Source organism: Xanthomonas sp. NCPPB 2866 (assembly GCF_041475745.2).
Classification (GTDB): Bacteria; Pseudomonadota; Gammaproteobacteria; order Xanthomonadales; family Xanthomonadaceae; genus Xanthomonas; species Xanthomonas arboricola.
The window spans coordinates 473,112-487,315 of record NZ_CM192975.1 but is presented as its reverse complement, the minus strand read 5'-3'; the positions used below and the strand labels follow the sequence as shown (position 1 = coordinate 487,315).

At 67.5% G+C, this 14,204-nt stretch carries 10 protein-coding genes and 1 tRNA gene; 8 read left to right on the top strand and 3 right to left on the bottom strand.

Annotated features, from left to right (window positions below; genetic code table 11):
• Positions 1–138: 138 nt before the first annotated feature.
• Complete coding sequence (locus ACCQ04_RS02105) at positions 139–1,863, top strand: ABC1 kinase family protein (RefSeq protein WP_024938244.1); 1,725 nt, start codon at positions 139–141, stop codon at positions 1,861–1,863.
• 372 nt (positions 1,864–2,235) lie between these two features.
• Positions 2,236–4,344 (top strand): phosphoglycerol transferase I, encoded by a 2,109-nt coding sequence (locus ACCQ04_RS02100; RefSeq protein WP_102580300.1) that lies wholly within the window; start codon positions 2,236–2,238, stop codon positions 4,342–4,344.
• A gap of 300 nt (positions 4,345–4,644) precedes the next feature.
• Here ACCQ04_RS02100 and ACCQ04_RS02095 read toward each other — a convergent pair whose 3' ends face one another.
• A complete protein-coding gene (locus ACCQ04_RS02095) occupies positions 4,645–7,068 on the bottom strand; it encodes a DUF3772 domain-containing protein (RefSeq protein ID WP_164738868.1) in 2,424 nt (807 codons plus the stop codon).
• A gap of 353 nt (positions 7,069–7,421) precedes the next feature.
• Between ACCQ04_RS02095 and ACCQ04_RS02090 the strand changes: the two genes are divergently transcribed.
• Positions 7,422–7,763: an HPF/RaiA family ribosome-associated protein gene (locus ACCQ04_RS02090; RefSeq protein ID WP_024938247.1), complete on the top strand. Its 342-nt coding sequence runs from the start codon at positions 7,422–7,424 to the stop codon at positions 7,761–7,763.
• A gap of 162 nt (positions 7,764–7,925) precedes the next feature.
• Here the strand turns inward: ACCQ04_RS02090 and ACCQ04_RS02085 are convergent.
• Positions 7,926–8,002, bottom strand: a tRNA-Arg gene (locus ACCQ04_RS02085).
• Positions 8,003–8,232: 230 nt separating this feature from the next.
• Here ACCQ04_RS02085 and ubiA point away from each other — a divergent pair.
• Positions 8,233–9,138 (top strand): 4-hydroxybenzoate octaprenyltransferase, encoded by a 906-nt coding sequence (gene ubiA / locus ACCQ04_RS02080; RefSeq protein WP_104543893.1) that lies wholly within the window; start codon positions 8,233–8,235, stop codon positions 9,136–9,138.
• A gap of 117 nt (positions 9,139–9,255) precedes the next feature.
• Here the strand turns inward: ubiA and ACCQ04_RS02075 are convergent, their stop codons facing one another.
• Positions 9,256–9,981, bottom strand: coding sequence for a ComF family protein (locus ACCQ04_RS02075; RefSeq protein ID WP_184381039.1), 726 nt, complete (start codon positions 9,979–9,981; stop codon positions 9,256–9,258).
• Positions 9,982–10,030: 49 nt separating this feature from the next.
• Here ACCQ04_RS02075 and bioB point away from each other — a divergent pair, with 49 nt between their 5' ends.
• The 4 genes from bioB (at position 10,031) to ACCQ04_RS02055 (ending at position 14,191) form a co-directional block, all read left to right on the top strand.
• Positions 10,031–11,065, top strand: a complete 1,035-nt coding sequence (bioB, locus tag ACCQ04_RS02070; RefSeq protein ID WP_154831294.1) for a biotin synthase BioB — start codon at positions 10,031–10,033, stop codon at positions 11,063–11,065.
• A 97-nt stretch (positions 11,066–11,162) separates the two neighbouring features.
• The gene (bioF, locus tag ACCQ04_RS02065) at positions 11,163–12,368 is read left to right on the top strand and encodes an 8-amino-7-oxononanoate synthase (protein WP_166771578.1); all 1,206 of its coding nucleotides are present in this window, start codon (positions 11,163–11,165) and stop codon (positions 12,366–12,368) included.
• Positions 12,369–12,603: 235 nt separating this feature from the next.
• Entirely contained in the window at positions 12,604–13,365 is a 762-nt protein-coding gene (gene bioH, locus ACCQ04_RS02060; protein WP_226426962.1) for a pimeloyl-ACP methyl ester esterase BioH, read from the top strand.
• Positions 13,366–13,408: 43 nt separating this feature from the next.
• Positions 13,409–14,191, top strand: coding sequence for an SDR family oxidoreductase (locus tag ACCQ04_RS02055; protein WP_226426963.1), 783 nt, complete (start codon positions 13,409–13,411; stop codon positions 14,189–14,191).
• Positions 14,192–14,204: the final 13 nt, after the last annotated feature.

The window sequence follows — 14,204 nt, the reverse complement described above, 5'->3', positions numbered from 1 at the left end:
TCCCGACGCCCGCCGACCGCATGATTCGGCCATGCCCGTCGGCCTCGCCGCACACGACCGCGCCGTAGCCGCTTGTCTGGATTCACCGCCCGACGACCCGCCGCTGGCCACACTCGCGCTCTTGCACGACCGCCGGAGATGGCCTTGAGTCCGAACGACCCGTACCGCACACCGGCCCAGGCCGCGATCCCCGCCGACACCGGCGTGGTGGGCGGCATGAGCCGTCGCACGCAGATCCTGCGCCTGTTGCTGCGGTATCGCGGGTCGGGCGTGTTTGCCGGCATGAACCTGGATCCGGCTGCGATCAACGAGTACGAAGTGCCCGCCGAAGGCACGCCCGACCAGTTCGTCTCCGACCTGGAAGCGCTCGGTCCCACCTTCGTCAAGCTCGGCCAGATGCTGTCCACGCGGCCGGACATCGTGCCGCCGGAGTTCGCCACGGCGCTGGAGCGCATGCAGGAGAACACCAGTTCGGTGCCGGTGGAGCGCATCCGCCAGATCATCGAAGAAGAACTCGGCGTGTCGGTCAACAAGGCGTTCTCGTTTTTCGATCCGGTGCCGCTGGGCTGCGCCTCGCTGGCGCAGGTGCACCGCGCCGCCCTGCGCGACGGCACCCCGGTGGCAGTCAAGGTGCAAAAGCCCGAAGTCGCTGCCCAGGTACGTTCGGATCTGGACGTGCTCAAGAGTTTTGCCACCGCCGCCGACCGCCTGACCGGCATCGGCCGGCGCGTACGCTTTGCCGACTGGCTGGGCGAATTCGGCAAGACCCTGCGCGCCGAGCTCAATTACGAGGACGAGGCCGAGACGCTGGTGCGCTTCGGCAAGCATCTCAAGCCGTTTCCGCTGTTGTGGATCCCGCAACCGGTATGGGACCTGAGCAGCCGCAAGGTGCTGACCATGCAGCTGGCCGAAGGCGTGCGCGTGGACAAGATCTCCGGCCTGCGCCGCACCGAGCAGCCAATGGACAAGCTGGCCGCAGAACTGGTCAAGGGTTACCTGGACCAGATGTTCGTGCATGGCGAGATCCATGCCGACCCGCATCCGGGCAACCTGCGCGTGCTGCAGGACGGGCGCCTGGCGATCTTCGACCTGGGCATGGTCGCGCACGTGCCACCGCGCCTGCGCGAGCGCTTGCTCAAGCTGCTGTTCGCCGCCGTCGACGGCCGTGGCGAAGAGGTCGCCGAAGAGACCATCGCGCTGAGCACGCGCCTGGAGGATTACGACGAAGACCGCTACCAGCGCGAAACCGGGCAGATGATCGCCCGCTACGCCGCGCACGACACCACCTCCGAGGGCCGTGTGGTACTGGATCTGGTGCGCATCGCCACCGCCAACGGCCTGCGCACGCCGCCGGAGCTGAGCCTGCTCGGCAAGACCTTGTTGAACCTGGAAGGCGTGTGCCGCACGCTGTCGCCGCACCTGGACACTCGGCGCATCGTCGAGCGCCACCTGCAGCATGTGATGCGCGCGCGCCTGAAAAAATCCCTGTCGGCGGCCAATCTGGCCAGCGAGGCGATGGAACTGCAGCATCTGGTGCGCGAAGGACCGCGCCGCATGTCCGAGATCCTGTCGCTGGCGGCGGAAAACCGCCTGCAGATGCGCGTCACCGGGCTGGAAGAATCGCATCTGATGGAAAGCCTGCAGAAGATCGCCAACCGCGTGGCGGCCGGCATCGTGACTGCGGCGCTGATCATGGCCTCGGCGCAGATGATGCGTATCGAAACCGGTCTGAAGCTATGGGGCTATCCGGCGATCGCGATGGTGCTGTTCCTGCTCGGCGTCGTGCTGGGCCTGGGCATCGTGCTCAGTGCGCTGCTGTTCGACCGCCGCGTGCGTGCGCGCGAAGAACGCGGGCATCGATAGCGCCACACACATGCGTAGGAGCGCACCCGGGCGCGACGCGGCTTAACCGGCGTCGCATGCAAAGACCGCCGCGTCCAGCGATCAAAGTGGATCGGGCGATGTGGCGTTATCGAGACGTCGCCGACGTGCGAGAGCCGCGCAGATGCGGAGTGCAGAAACCGTGGATCCCTTGGCGAGCGCCACCGCGACCAGCTGATCCTCACCGCGCACGCTGTGCCGCGCTACGGCAAGCACGCAACTCCAACAAACATTTCAGTCAGCTTCAGCGCGGCATAGTCCGTCATCCGGGTGTCACATTGGGTGTGGCGCACAGGACATGGCGAGCAAGGCGTCCGGTACGCGCTCGCATCATTCCCCCACGGACGCTGCCGCATGCATTGGATGTTGTTGTTTTCGCTGTTGCTCCTGCTTTGGCTCTTGGTCGCCTCGCCGCGTCTGGCGTGGCTGAAGGCCGGATTGTTGTCATTGCTGCTGCTATTGCTCAGCGCCTGGGGTCTGGTGGATCGGCTCAGCGGCGACGGCATCAATGCTGCCACGCTGTATCACCTGCGCGCGGACATGGACGGTGCCGGCGTCAGCGATTTCTCCGGCTATATCGCCGTGTTTATCGGCATGGTGCTGTTGTCGCTCAGTCCGCTGGTGTTACTCAGGGTGCGGCGTTTCCGTCGCCCGCGTGGCGGCAATGCGGTATTCGGCGGCTTCGTGGTGATGTTGTTGGTGAGCATCGCGGTCAGCCCCCTGTACCGCGACGGCAAGCGCCTGTACTACCAGCTGCGCCCGGTGGATTACGCCACCGTGGTACCGGAATATCTGGTGCCGCAGCAGCCCTTGCAGAAGCGCAAGAACATCGTGTGGATCTACGGCGAGAGCCTGGAACGCACTTACTTCGACGAAGACGTGTTTCCCGGCCTGATGCCAAACCTGCGCGCGCTGGCCAGCGAGGCGGTGGACGTGCGCAACCTCACCTCCACCGAAGGCAGCGGCTGGACCATCGCCGGCATGGTCGCCTCGATGTGCGGCGTGCCGCTGACCACCGCGCCCGGCGATGAAAACAGCATGGGCCGCATGGGCCTGTTCCTGCCCGAAGCGCGCTGCCTGGGCGACTATCTCAAGGATCAGGGCTACCGCAATCACTATGTCGGCGGCGCCGATGCCAGCTTTGCCGGCAAGGGCAGTTTCCTGTCCAGCCATGGCTTCGATGTGGTGCACGACGTCAGCTACTTCCGCGACAAAGGCGTGGCGCCGAACCACTTTTCCGCCTGGGGCGTGCATGACGACGTGCTGCTGGACGATGCCTGGGACAGCTTCCAGACGCTGTCGCGCGCCGGCCAGCCGTTCATGCTCACCACGCTGACCATGGACACCCACCACCCTGCCGGCCATCTGCCGCTGGCGTGCAAGGGCCAGCACTACGACAGCGCGTTGGGCGACATCGGGCTGCTGCATGCGCTCAAGTGCAGCGACCGGCTGATCGGCGAGCTGGTCGCACGCATTCGCAACAGCCGCTACGGCAAGAACACCATCATCGTGATCGCCTCCGACCACCTGGCGATGCCCAACGATCTCAGCGATGTCCTGGCCAAGCAGAAGCGCGAAAATCTGCTGCTGTTCCTGGGCAAGGACATCGCTCCGCAGCAAGTGGTCACGCGCGCCGGCAGCACGCTGGATTCAGGGGCGACGCTGCTGCAGTTGCTGGAGCCGGGCATGCGCACGCTGGGCTTCGGCCGCTCGCTGCTGGCCAACGATGCGCCCCCCAGCGCCAGCGTTGCGGCCAGCCGCGACAGCGGCAAGGACTACCCGCGCTATCTCGCTTACGCACGCACGCTGTGGACCGGGCGCAGCACCCGCATGCTGCGCATCAACGGCAATGGCGATGTGGTGGTGGGCGTGCAGCAGGTGCGCCCGCCGGTGCTGCTGGAATACGACGACGACACCAACCTCAAAACCGTCTATCTGGAAAACACCTCGCGCCAGTTCGACCGCACCCACACCGAGGGCACGCTGGCCTATGTGGATCGCTGCACGGCGTTCGAGGACGGCTCGGCCGATGGCGACTGGTGCGCGCTGGTGGTCGACCGCCACCAGAGCATGAAGCTGTACCGCGACCCGGACCTGACCCGCGGCATCGCCGTGGATGCGCCGCTGGAGGCCAGCCAGCAAGGCCCGCGCCCACGCGTGCGCCAGCCAATCATGCTCACGCAGGCCGCGCGCAAGACCGAAGCCGGTCGTTACATGCTGGAGCTGTACGCCAAGCGCCGGCCGACGCGTGCATTCTGGGTGGAGGCAGTCTCGTCGGAGCGCAAGGTGGTGCTGGCCCAGCAATGGGTGGTGCCCGATGCGGCCGGTCGCATCCGCATGCCGGTAGGCCTGGAACATGCGGTGGACGATCTGGAAATCCGCGCCTGGCTGGACTACACCGAAGACGTCAGCGTGGACGACCTGGCCCTGGTGAAGCAGACCCAGGTCGCGGATCGCTCCTGAGTCTGGCTGTCGCCCTGTATGAAGCAACGGCGAAGGCAAAGCTCAAGAGCAACGTCGAAGCGTGCGATTTGCGGCCTGACTGCGGGGTCCTTGCCCGCCCACCATCGCAGGACACGCCGCAAGTACGTCCTTGTAGGCTCTTACGCGGCATCCATGCCGCGTAAGGTCCCGCGACGGTGAGCGGGCAAGGACCTGTCGGGATGGTCGGTGTGTGTGGTGAAGGCAAAGCAAGACGTACGTTGTTCGATCACTGTGGGTGCGACCAGCATCCTTTACCGCGCACTGCATCCACGTGTCGACTCAATCTTCCGATGCAGGCGTGCCATCGGCCGGATCGCGCGCCACCGCGGCACCTGCACGGCTGAAGCGAATTTCCTGCGGCGATTGCAGCGCAATCCCCGCCGTTTCCATCCGCTGCAACAACGCGAAGAACAGCTCGCTGCGCACCCCGTACGAATCGCGCGGGCTGCGCACATAGGCGAACGAATTGAAGTTGACGTGCCCGCCGGCCAGCGAATCGATGAACACCGAGGGGGCCGGATCGGCCAGCACCTTGGTGTGCTCGGCAAACAGCTCCAGCAGCATGTTGCGCACCTTTGCCACGTCGGTTTCCAACGGCACCGAGAACTGCAGCTGCACCCGCCCCATCGGGTTGGACAGGGTCATGTTGCGCACGCTCTTGGTGATCAATTCCGAGTTGGGCACGATCAGGGTGGAGCGGTCGCCGACCTGGATCTCGGTCGCACGCACGCTGATCTTGCGTACGTCGCCTTCCTGGTCGCCGATACGCACCCAATCGCCGATCTTCACCGGCCGCTCGGCCAGCAGGATCAGGCCCGACACGAAGTTCTGCGTGATCGCCTGCAGACCGAAACCGATACCCACCGACAGCGCGCTCAACACCAGCGCAAGCCGCTTCAGATCCAGGCCCAATGCAGTCAGGCCCCACACCACCACGATCAGCCAGCCCAGATAGCGCGCCACCGTACTGATCGAATTGCGTGCACCGTCATCGAGCTCGGTCTTGGGCAGATAGGTGTTGAGCAACCACTGCTGCACCACGTGCACCAGCCCCATGCCGAGCAGGAACACGCATAGCGCCCTGAGCACATCGCCCGGGGTGATCACCAGCTCCTTGCCGATGGTGATGCCGTGGGCGATGTTCTCCGCCCAGTCGGTGACCACGCTGATGTTGGCGCCATACGGCGTCAGCAGCACCGCGATGCCCAGCAGCACCAGCAGCACGCGAGTCGCCGCCGATATCAGCAGCCCGAGCTGCACCAAGCGTCCGCTGCCGATGCTGAGCGCATGCGACAAGGCCCGGCTGAAGCGGCCGTCGGGCTTGAACAGCCAGGTCATCAGATCGTCGGCAAAGACCACCAGCAGGCCGAGCAGGCTGCATACCAGGGTGATCCAGATGATCTGCCGCTCCACGAACAAGGCCAGATTGAGATAGCCGAACAAGGCCGCGATCAGCGCAAAGATCACCGCCAGATGGCCCAGCAGGCGGATCAGCACAATGAAGCCGCCACCACGCGAGACCACCGGCGGCGGCGCATCGCTGTCCGGATCGGCCACACCGGCATTTGCCGCATGCGCGCGCAAGGACAGGCTCAGCCCGGCCAGCGCCGACAGGATCAACCCTGCGTACAGCAACGCGGCCAGCGCATCGGTGGCGGTGGTCAGTGCGGGGCTGCTGCCGGCCACCTCGTTGATCTTCATCGCCATGCCGCTGAACCAGATCACCGCCGCGGTGGCCAGGCAATGCACGCGCAGGCGGTCGACAGTGGCATCGTCCAACGGGAACAGGCGCCAGCTGGGCTGGTGTTTCATCAACAGGCTGGCACTGAGCGAACCGACGAATGCAGCCACCACGCTGATGGCGACGAATCCGGTCAGCAACTGGTCCAGATCGTCCGGCAGCTCGCCGAGCGCGCGGATGCCCTCGACCAGCACGAATGCCGCAATCCCCAGAGTCAGCGTGCCGACCAGCAGAAACCACAGCGCCAGCCCCGAGCGCCGCAGGCGTCCGCCGGGCGCACGTGAAGCCGCGTAGCGACGCCCCAGGTGGCGCAGGAAGATGCGCAGCGGAAGCGCCAGCAGCAACGCGATGACGGCAGCGGTCATCAGCCCGCCCACGCCGCTGGCGGCGATGCCGGCCTGCACCATCTGCACCGTCTTGTCGGACAAGGCCTGCAGGCGGGCACGATCGTCGGGCCATTGCTGCGCGATCTGTTTCCACAAGGTCGGCGACAGCGGCGAGGCGACCCGCGTGGAGAGCTTCACGCTGAAGCGTTGCACGCGCTCGCGTTCGAGCCGGTCGGCCAGGTCCTTGGCATTGGAGACCAGCAGCGTGGCCCGGATGAACTCGGCATTGAGCTGATCGCGCTCCTTGGTCAGCGCCTTGCGCTGTTTTGCCAGGTCGGTCAGTTCGTTCGGCGCCGCGACACCGAGCCCCTCCAGTCGCCCGTTGAGCTCCTTGAGCGGTTGCTCCAGCGTGCGCACCAGATCCTGCGCCTGCCGCTGCGCGCCGGCGACATCGTCGGTGAGCTTGCCGAGCTGCTCGGTGTCGGCCTTCTCCATGCCCGCGTCGGCCTGGGTCAGCACCTTCTGCATGTTGTCGAGCTGAGTCTGTGCGGTCTCCAGCAGCGTGTCGTCGTCCTGCGCCACGGCGGCGCCCACACACACCATCCACAACGCGACCAGCAACAGCACACGCTGCAACACGCCGCGACGGGCACCCAGGGCAACTCGGAATTCGGACACAGGCAGAGATCGGACAGGCGCACACCAGCGCGGTGCCGGCATCTTAATCCACTGCTTCCAGCCAGGCGGATCGACGCTGCCGTGCGGGTTCAGCCTGGCAGAGCTCGCCAGCAGCGGCTGTTACTGCGCGATCGCAGGTTCTTTCGCGATTGCGGTGACAGCGCTGCCCGTCGCAATGGATGCACCGTCCGGTCATCCCGACCTGAGCATGAACGCGGTGCAGCTTGTCACCTCGCGGCAACGGTGCGCTGTCGCAGAATCGAGTCACCGCTACGGCAGACGCAGCGGATGACCGCGAAGGAGAACACTCTATGCAGATTCAGATCCAGACCGACAAGCACGTGCCGCATGACCCCTCAGTCGTGCAGCATGTCGAGAAGACCTGCTCCGCCCAGCTGGCGCATTTCGCCAACGACATCACCCGCGTCGAAGTGCATTTGCGCGATGAAAACGGCCAGCGCGGCGGCGCAGCGGATCGAACCTGCAGCATCGAGGCGCACGTCGCCGGCCTGCCGCCGATCGCAGCCACCAATAGCGCCGAAACCACCGCCTCGGCCGTCACCGGCGCCGCACGCAAGCTGCGCACCGCTATCGAACACGCACGTGGCAAGCAGCACGCCAAGGCCACCACACCGCCGCCGGAAGCGCTCTGATCCGCGCCTGGGCAGGGTGGCGCCAGGCGCCCCCTGCCAGCCGGTGCATCGTTGGCACCGCAGCGCAATGACGCATTGATACATCAGCCGGCACCAACCCCTGATCCAGAAACGCCATCGGCCCGCTGCAGTGTCACTGCAGCGGGCCGATGGGTTTTGATCTGGTGCGCCCGGAGGGATTCGAACCCCCGACCAATGGCTTCGGAAGCCACTACTCTATCCGGCTGAGCTACGAGCGCCTGGCCGGGCATTATGCCAGAACCGCCGCCGCGCGCGTGACACCCGCAACGCGGAGCCTGCCGAACGGCCGGACACCGCTGCGTTGCCGATGGAGCCCCAGCCCGGAGCCTGCGCCAGCGCGGGGCCGCTTTGCGCGACCTCGCGCAGCCGCCAGAAGGTTGGAGGATGCCTGGCTCGATCGTCACCCAGCGCATGACCGCAGCCGAGCCGCGCTGCTACCCTTTGCAGCATGAGCAAGCATGGTGTTGAACAGCTGCCCACAGCGCCCGCGCTGACCTGGCCGCAGCGACTGGGGCAGTACTGGACGTTGGTCCGCGGCGATCGTCCGATCGGCAGCCTGCTGTTGCTGTGGCCCACCTGGTGGGCGTTGTGGCTGGCCGCCGGTGGCCTGCCGCCGCTGTGGACGCTGTTCGTGTTCACCGCCGGGGTCTGGCTGACCCGCTCGGCCGGCTGCGTGATCAACGACTATGCCGACCGCTGGCTGGACCCGCACGTGGAGCGCACCAAGTCGCGCCCGCTGGCCACCGGGGCGGTGTCCGGGCGCGAGGCGCTGTGGGTGTTCGTGGTGCTGATGCTGGTGGCATTCGCGCTGGTGCTCACGCTCAACTGGCTGACCGTGGCCCTGAGCGTGCCGGGCGTGTTCCTGGCCGCCAGCTATCCCTATCTCAAGCGCCACACCCACCTGCCCCAGGTCTATCTGGGCATGGCCTTCGGCTGGGGCATCCCGATGGCCTTCGCCGCGGTGCAGGGCAGCGTGCCTTTGCTGGGCTGGCTGCTGTATGCGGCCAACATCCTCTGGGCCACGGCCTACGACACCTGGTATGCGATGGTCGACCGCGAGGACGACATCCGCATGGGCAGCAAGTCCACCGCCATCCTGTTCGGCAGGTTCGACCTGATCGCGCAGGGCCTGCTGTACGCATCGATGTTTGCGGCATTGGCGCTGGTCGGCCTGCGCGCCGGTCTCGGTATCGCGTACTGGGCGGGGCTGGGCGTGGCCGCACTGCTGGTGGCCTACGAGTTCCGGCTCGCCCGCCACCGCGAACGCGGCCCGTGCTTCCGCGCCTTCCTGCACAACAACTGGGTGGGCCTGGCGATCTTCGTCGGCATCGCCGCGGCGCTGGCAATGCGCTGACGCGCACACAGGTCAATCGCCTCGGCTTCAGCCCCTCTCCCCCGCGGGAGAGGGGTTGGGGGTGAGGGTACGGGCGAAGCCCCACGCTGCAGCTCGCAACCCGCAGCCCACCAGGCCTCACGGCACCCGCGCGCATACCCACGCATCCACCCGCTGCACACCGGCCCGCTGCAAGGCCTGCGCCGCCGCATGCAGCGTCGCACCGGTGGTCATCACGTCATCCACCAGGGCCACATGCGCGGGCAAGGCGCCACGCGCGACAAAGGCCTGGCGCAGATTGCGCTGACGCTCGGCTGCATCCAGCTCCGATTGCGGCGCGGTCGCGCGGACCCGGCGCAGCAATGGCAGGCAGGGCAGCCGCAGCGCGCGGCCGAGCGGTCTGGCCAGCTCCAGCGCCTGATCGTAACCACGCTGGCGCAAGCGCTGCCGGTGCAGACTCACCGGCACCAGCGCCTGCGGACGCGGCAGGCCTGCGCAACGTTTGGCCATCAACTCGCTGAGCAAGCGTCCGGCGGCCAGGTCCTGATGGAACTTGAAACGCCGCAGCAAGCCATCCACCGGCCAGCGATAGGTGAAACACGCATGCACGCGTTGCAGCGTTGGCGGATGCAGCAGGCATTGCCCGCACAGCAGCGCGTCACCGCAGGCGTACAGCTGCGTTGCGCAACGCAGGCAGGCGTGCCCGTGATCCGGCAATGCGGCGCGACACGACGGGCACAGATCGCAATCGGCGCTGCCGGGTTCCGCGCACACCAGGCACCGGCTCGGCAGCAGCAACCGCAACACCCGGCGCGGCCACCTGTAAACCGAGTTGACCTCTTCGAAGTTGACAGCCTCTTCCATGCTCACCAGACTGCCTGGCTTCCAAGCCGCTGACTGTCAGGAAACCCCGATGTCTGTTGTCGTACGCCATGACTGGGATCGCAACGAGCTGCAGGCGCTGTTCGATCTGCCGTTTCCGGAGCTGCTGCACCGCGCCGCCAGCGTGCATCGCGCCCATTTCGATCCGGCGCAGGTGCAGGTGTCCACGCTGCTGTCGGTCAAGACCGGCGGCTGCCCGGAAGACTGCGCGTACTGCCCGCAGGCGCAGCGCTACGACACCGGCGTGACCGCGCAGAAGCTGATGGAGACCGAAGAGGTCGTCGCCAAGGCACGCCAGGCCAAGGCCGCCGGCGCCTCGCGCTTCTGCATGGGCGCGGCCTGGCGCTCGCCCAAGGAGCGCGACATCCCCAAGGTCGCGGCGATGATCCGCGAGGTCAAGGCGATGGGCCTGGAAACCTGCGCCACGCTCGGCATGCTCGACGCCGGCCAGGCACGCGCGCTCAAGGACGCCGGGCTGGACTACTACAACCACAATCTGGACACCGCGCCGGATTACTACGACTCGATCATCCACACCCGCCAGTATCAGGATCGCCTGAACACGCTGGAGCACGTGCGCGATGTCGGCCTGAAGACCTGCTGCGGCGGCATCGTCGGCATGGGCGAAACCCGCGAGCACCGCATCGGCCTGCTGCTGGCGCTGGCCACGCTGCCGGCGCATCCGGATTCGGTCCCGATCAACCAGCTGGTCCAGGTTGCCGGCACCCCGCTGCACGGCACCCAGCAACTGGATCCGTTCGAGTTCGTGCGCATGATCGCGGTCGCCCGCATCACGATGCCGCGTTCGATGGTGCGCCTGTCCGCCGGCCGCGAAGCGATGAGCGACGAACTGCAGGCGCTGTGCTTCCTGGCCGGCGCCAACTCGATCTTCTACGGCGAGAAACTGCTCACCACCGGCAACCCGGACACCGAACGCGACCAGGCCCTGTTCCAGCGCCTGGGCCTGCGCCCGATGCAGATCACCGTCGACGCCGCCGACCACGACCACCCCGGCACCGTGCATGCGGAAATCACCCGCAGCACGGCCTGCGAGCACGCCGCCTAACCGCGAATCGAACGCCCGGCACCGGTCGTCGGTGCCGGCTGGGCGTGTCGGGCGCGGCAGGCTACGCTAACGCCCCCTTCTGCCGTTGAACGCCCCCATGGCCCGCCCCGATCTGCACGAACGGATTTCGTCGCTGCGCACCTTGCGCGTGGCCCAGGAACGGGTGCGGGTACGGCGGCTGGTGGGCCGTCGCGATGGCGTGCGGCTGGAAGTCGATGGCCGCTGGCTGACCGGTTTCTGCTCCAACGACTATCTGGGCCTGTCGCAGCAGTTCGAAGTGGTCGCCGCGTTGCAGGACGCCGCCGCGCGCGATGGTGCCGGCGCCACCGCCTCGCATCTGATCTGCGGCCACCACACCGCGCACGAAACGCTGGAGCGCGAGATCGCCGAGTGGCTCGGCTATCCATCGGCGCTGCTGTTCGGCAGCGGCTTCATCGCCAACCTGGCAGTGCAGCAGGCCCTGCTCAGCGAGGACGACGATGTCTGCGTGCAGGACCGGCTCAACCACGCCAGCCTGCTCGATGCCACACGCCTGGCCGGCTGCCGGTTGCGCCGTTATCCGCACCTGGATGTGGAAGGCGCGATGCGTCAGCTCAAGGGCTCGCCCGAGGGCGCGGCGATGCTGGCCAGCGATGGCGTCTTCAGCATGGATGGCGATGTCGCGCCGCTGCGTGCGTTGAGCCTGGTGGCGCGCATGCAGCAGGCGCTGTTCTACGTCGACGACGCACATGGCGTGGGCGTGCTCGGCCCGCAGGGGCGCGGTTGCGTTGCCGATGCCGGACTGGGCGTGGCCGAAGTGCCGCTGCAGCTGGTGACCCTGGGCAAGGCGCTCGGCGGCTATGGCGCGGTGGTGGTCGGCGATGCAGCGCTGGTGCGCCATCTGGCCGAAACCGCGCGCCCCTACATCTACACCACCGCGTTGCCGCCGGCGCAGGTCGCTGCGACGTTGGCGGCAGTGCGGCTGGCACGTCGCGACGATTGGCGGCGCGCCAAGCTGGTCGAGTCGATCGGCAGTTTTCGCGATGGCGCACGCCGGCATGGCTTCGAGCTGATGGCCTCGGATACGCCGATCCAGCCCCTGCTATGCGGCGAAGAAACCACGGTGATGGCGATGTCCGCCGCGCTGGAACAGGCCGGCTTCCTGGTCGGCGCGATCCGCCCACCCACCGTGCCCGAAGGCAAGGCGCGTCTGCGTGTGACCCTGTCCGCGCTGCATACACCGCAGCAGGTGCAGGCCTTGATCGAGGCCATCGTGCAGGCGCGCGATGTGGTCAGCCGGCAACCGCTGCGTGCGTCTGCCTGAGGGCGACGATCCAGACGATTGCGCAGTAGCCGCGCGGCGGCGGCCGTGCTCGACGTGGCAGTGTCCGCGTCGCTGATGTTGCCGGATCGCTGCTGTCGGTGCGGTCCTGCGCGTCCGCAACCGGCTTGGCGTGCCGCGCAGATCGGCTCCACGCGCGGCGCAGGCTGACGCAAGACACCTTGCGCCGCACACGCCGACCCATGCGCCGGTCAGCGCCATCAGCGACAATCCCCGCATGCATATCGATGTCATCGGCCACGGGCCCGCGCTGGTTCTTCTGCACGGTTGGGCGTTGCACGGCGGCGTGTTCGCGCCGTTGGTGGAACGCCTGGCCGCGCAGCATCAACTGCATCTGGTGGATCTGCCCGGGCACGGTTTCAGCCGCGACGACAGCACGCCGCTGGCGCTGCCGGACGTGGTCGCCGGCATCGCCGCCGCCACGCCGCCGGCGGTGTGGGTGGGCTGGTCGTTGGGCGGGCTGTTCGCGCTGCATGCCGCGGCCACCCAGCCCAAGGTACGCGGGCTGGCGATGATCGCGGCCACGCCGCGTTTCGTGCGTGGCAACGGTTGGCCCGACGCCGTCGAGCGCGAGGTGTTCGTGCAATTCGGCCAGGACCTGGCGCGGGATTATCGCGGCACGCTGGAGCGGTTTCTGGCGCTGGATACGCTGGGCTCGGCGCATGCCCGCAGCGAGTTGCGCAGCCTGCGCGAGACGCTGGTGGCACGCGGCGAACCGGCCGCCGAAGCACTGCAGCAAGGCCTGCAGCTGCTGGAACGCAGCGACCTGCGCCGCGCGCTGCCGCAACTCGCGCGCCCCAGCCTGTGGATCGCCGGCCAGCGCGACCGGCTGGTGCCGGCGGCCGGCATGCAGGCTGCCGCCGCGCTGACGCCGCACGCGCAGGCACTGACCATCGCCGGTGGCGGGCACGCACCGTTTCTTGGCCATGCCGATCAGGTCGCCGAGGCGCTGCAACGCTTCGTTGCGTCCGTGCCATGAGCGGATCGTCGATCATGCGGCATCGCTGATCGAGGACACACGCATGGATCTGGGAATCGCCGGGCGCTGGGCACTGGTCTGCGCCGCCAGCAAGGGCCTGGGGCTGGGCTGCGCACGCGCGCTGGCCAGCGAAGGCGTCAACGTGGTGATCGTCGCGCGCGGCCGCGCTGCCCTGGAGCAGTCCGCCGAGGCATTGCGCGCACTGCCAGGCGCCGGCGAAGTGCGCAGTGTGGTGGCCGATATCGCCACCCCGCAAGGACGCAGCGATGCGCTCGCCGCCTGCCCGCAGCTGGATATCCTCATCAACAATGCCGGTGGCCCGCCGCCCGGCGATTTTCGCCAGTGGGAACGCGACGATTGGCTGCGCGCACTGGACGCCAACATGCTGGCGCCGATCGAACTGATCAGCGCCAGCGTCGATGCGATGCGCGCGCGGCGCTTCGGCCGCATCGTCAACATCACCTCCAGTGCAGTGAAGGCGCCGATCGACATCCTGGGCCTGTCCAATGGCGCGCGCGCCGGCCTCACCGGCTTCGTCGCCGGGCTGGCGCGCAGCACGGTGGCCGACAACGTCACCATCAACAATCTGCTGCCCGGCCAGTTCGCCACCGACCGCCTGCACGGCAACTTCGCGGCGATCGCGCAACAGCAAGGCAGCAGCGCCGAAGATGTCGCCGAGCGCAAGCGTGCGGGCATTCCCGCCGCACGCTTCGGCGAGCCGGACGAATTCGGCGCGGCCTGCGCGTTCCTGTGCAGCGCGCAGGCCGGCTACATCACCGGGCAGAACCTGCTGATCGACGGCGGCAGCTATCCCGGCACGTTCTAGAGCGCCTCGGCCA

Coding starts and splice junctions, on each gene's coding strand:
- ACCQ04_RS02105 (WP_024938244.1), top strand. CDS start 139: ATGGCCTTGAGTCCGAACGACCCGTACCGCACACCGGCCCAGGCCGCG.
- ACCQ04_RS02100 (WP_102580300.1), top strand. CDS start 2,236: ATGCATTGGATGTTGTTGTTTTCGCTGTTGCTCCTGCTTTGGCTCTTG.
- ACCQ04_RS02090 (WP_024938247.1), top strand. CDS start 7,422: ATGCAGATTCAGATCCAGACCGACAAGCACGTGCCGCATGACCCCTCA.
- ubiA (WP_104543893.1), top strand. CDS start 8,233: ATGAGCAAGCATGGTGTTGAACAGCTGCCCACAGCGCCCGCGCTGACC.
- ACCQ04_RS02075 (WP_184381039.1), bottom strand. CDS start 9,981: ATGGAAGAGGCTGTCAACTTCGAAGAGGTCAACTCGGTTTACAGGTGG.
- bioB (WP_154831294.1), top strand. CDS start 10,031: ATGTCTGTTGTCGTACGCCATGACTGGGATCGCAACGAGCTGCAGGCG.
- bioF (WP_166771578.1), top strand. CDS start 11,163: ATGGCCCGCCCCGATCTGCACGAACGGATTTCGTCGCTGCGCACCTTG.
- bioH (WP_226426962.1), top strand. CDS start 12,604: ATGCATATCGATGTCATCGGCCACGGGCCCGCGCTGGTTCTTCTGCAC.
- ACCQ04_RS02055 (WP_226426963.1), top strand. CDS start 13,409: ATGGATCTGGGAATCGCCGGGCGCTGGGCACTGGTCTGCGCCGCCAGC.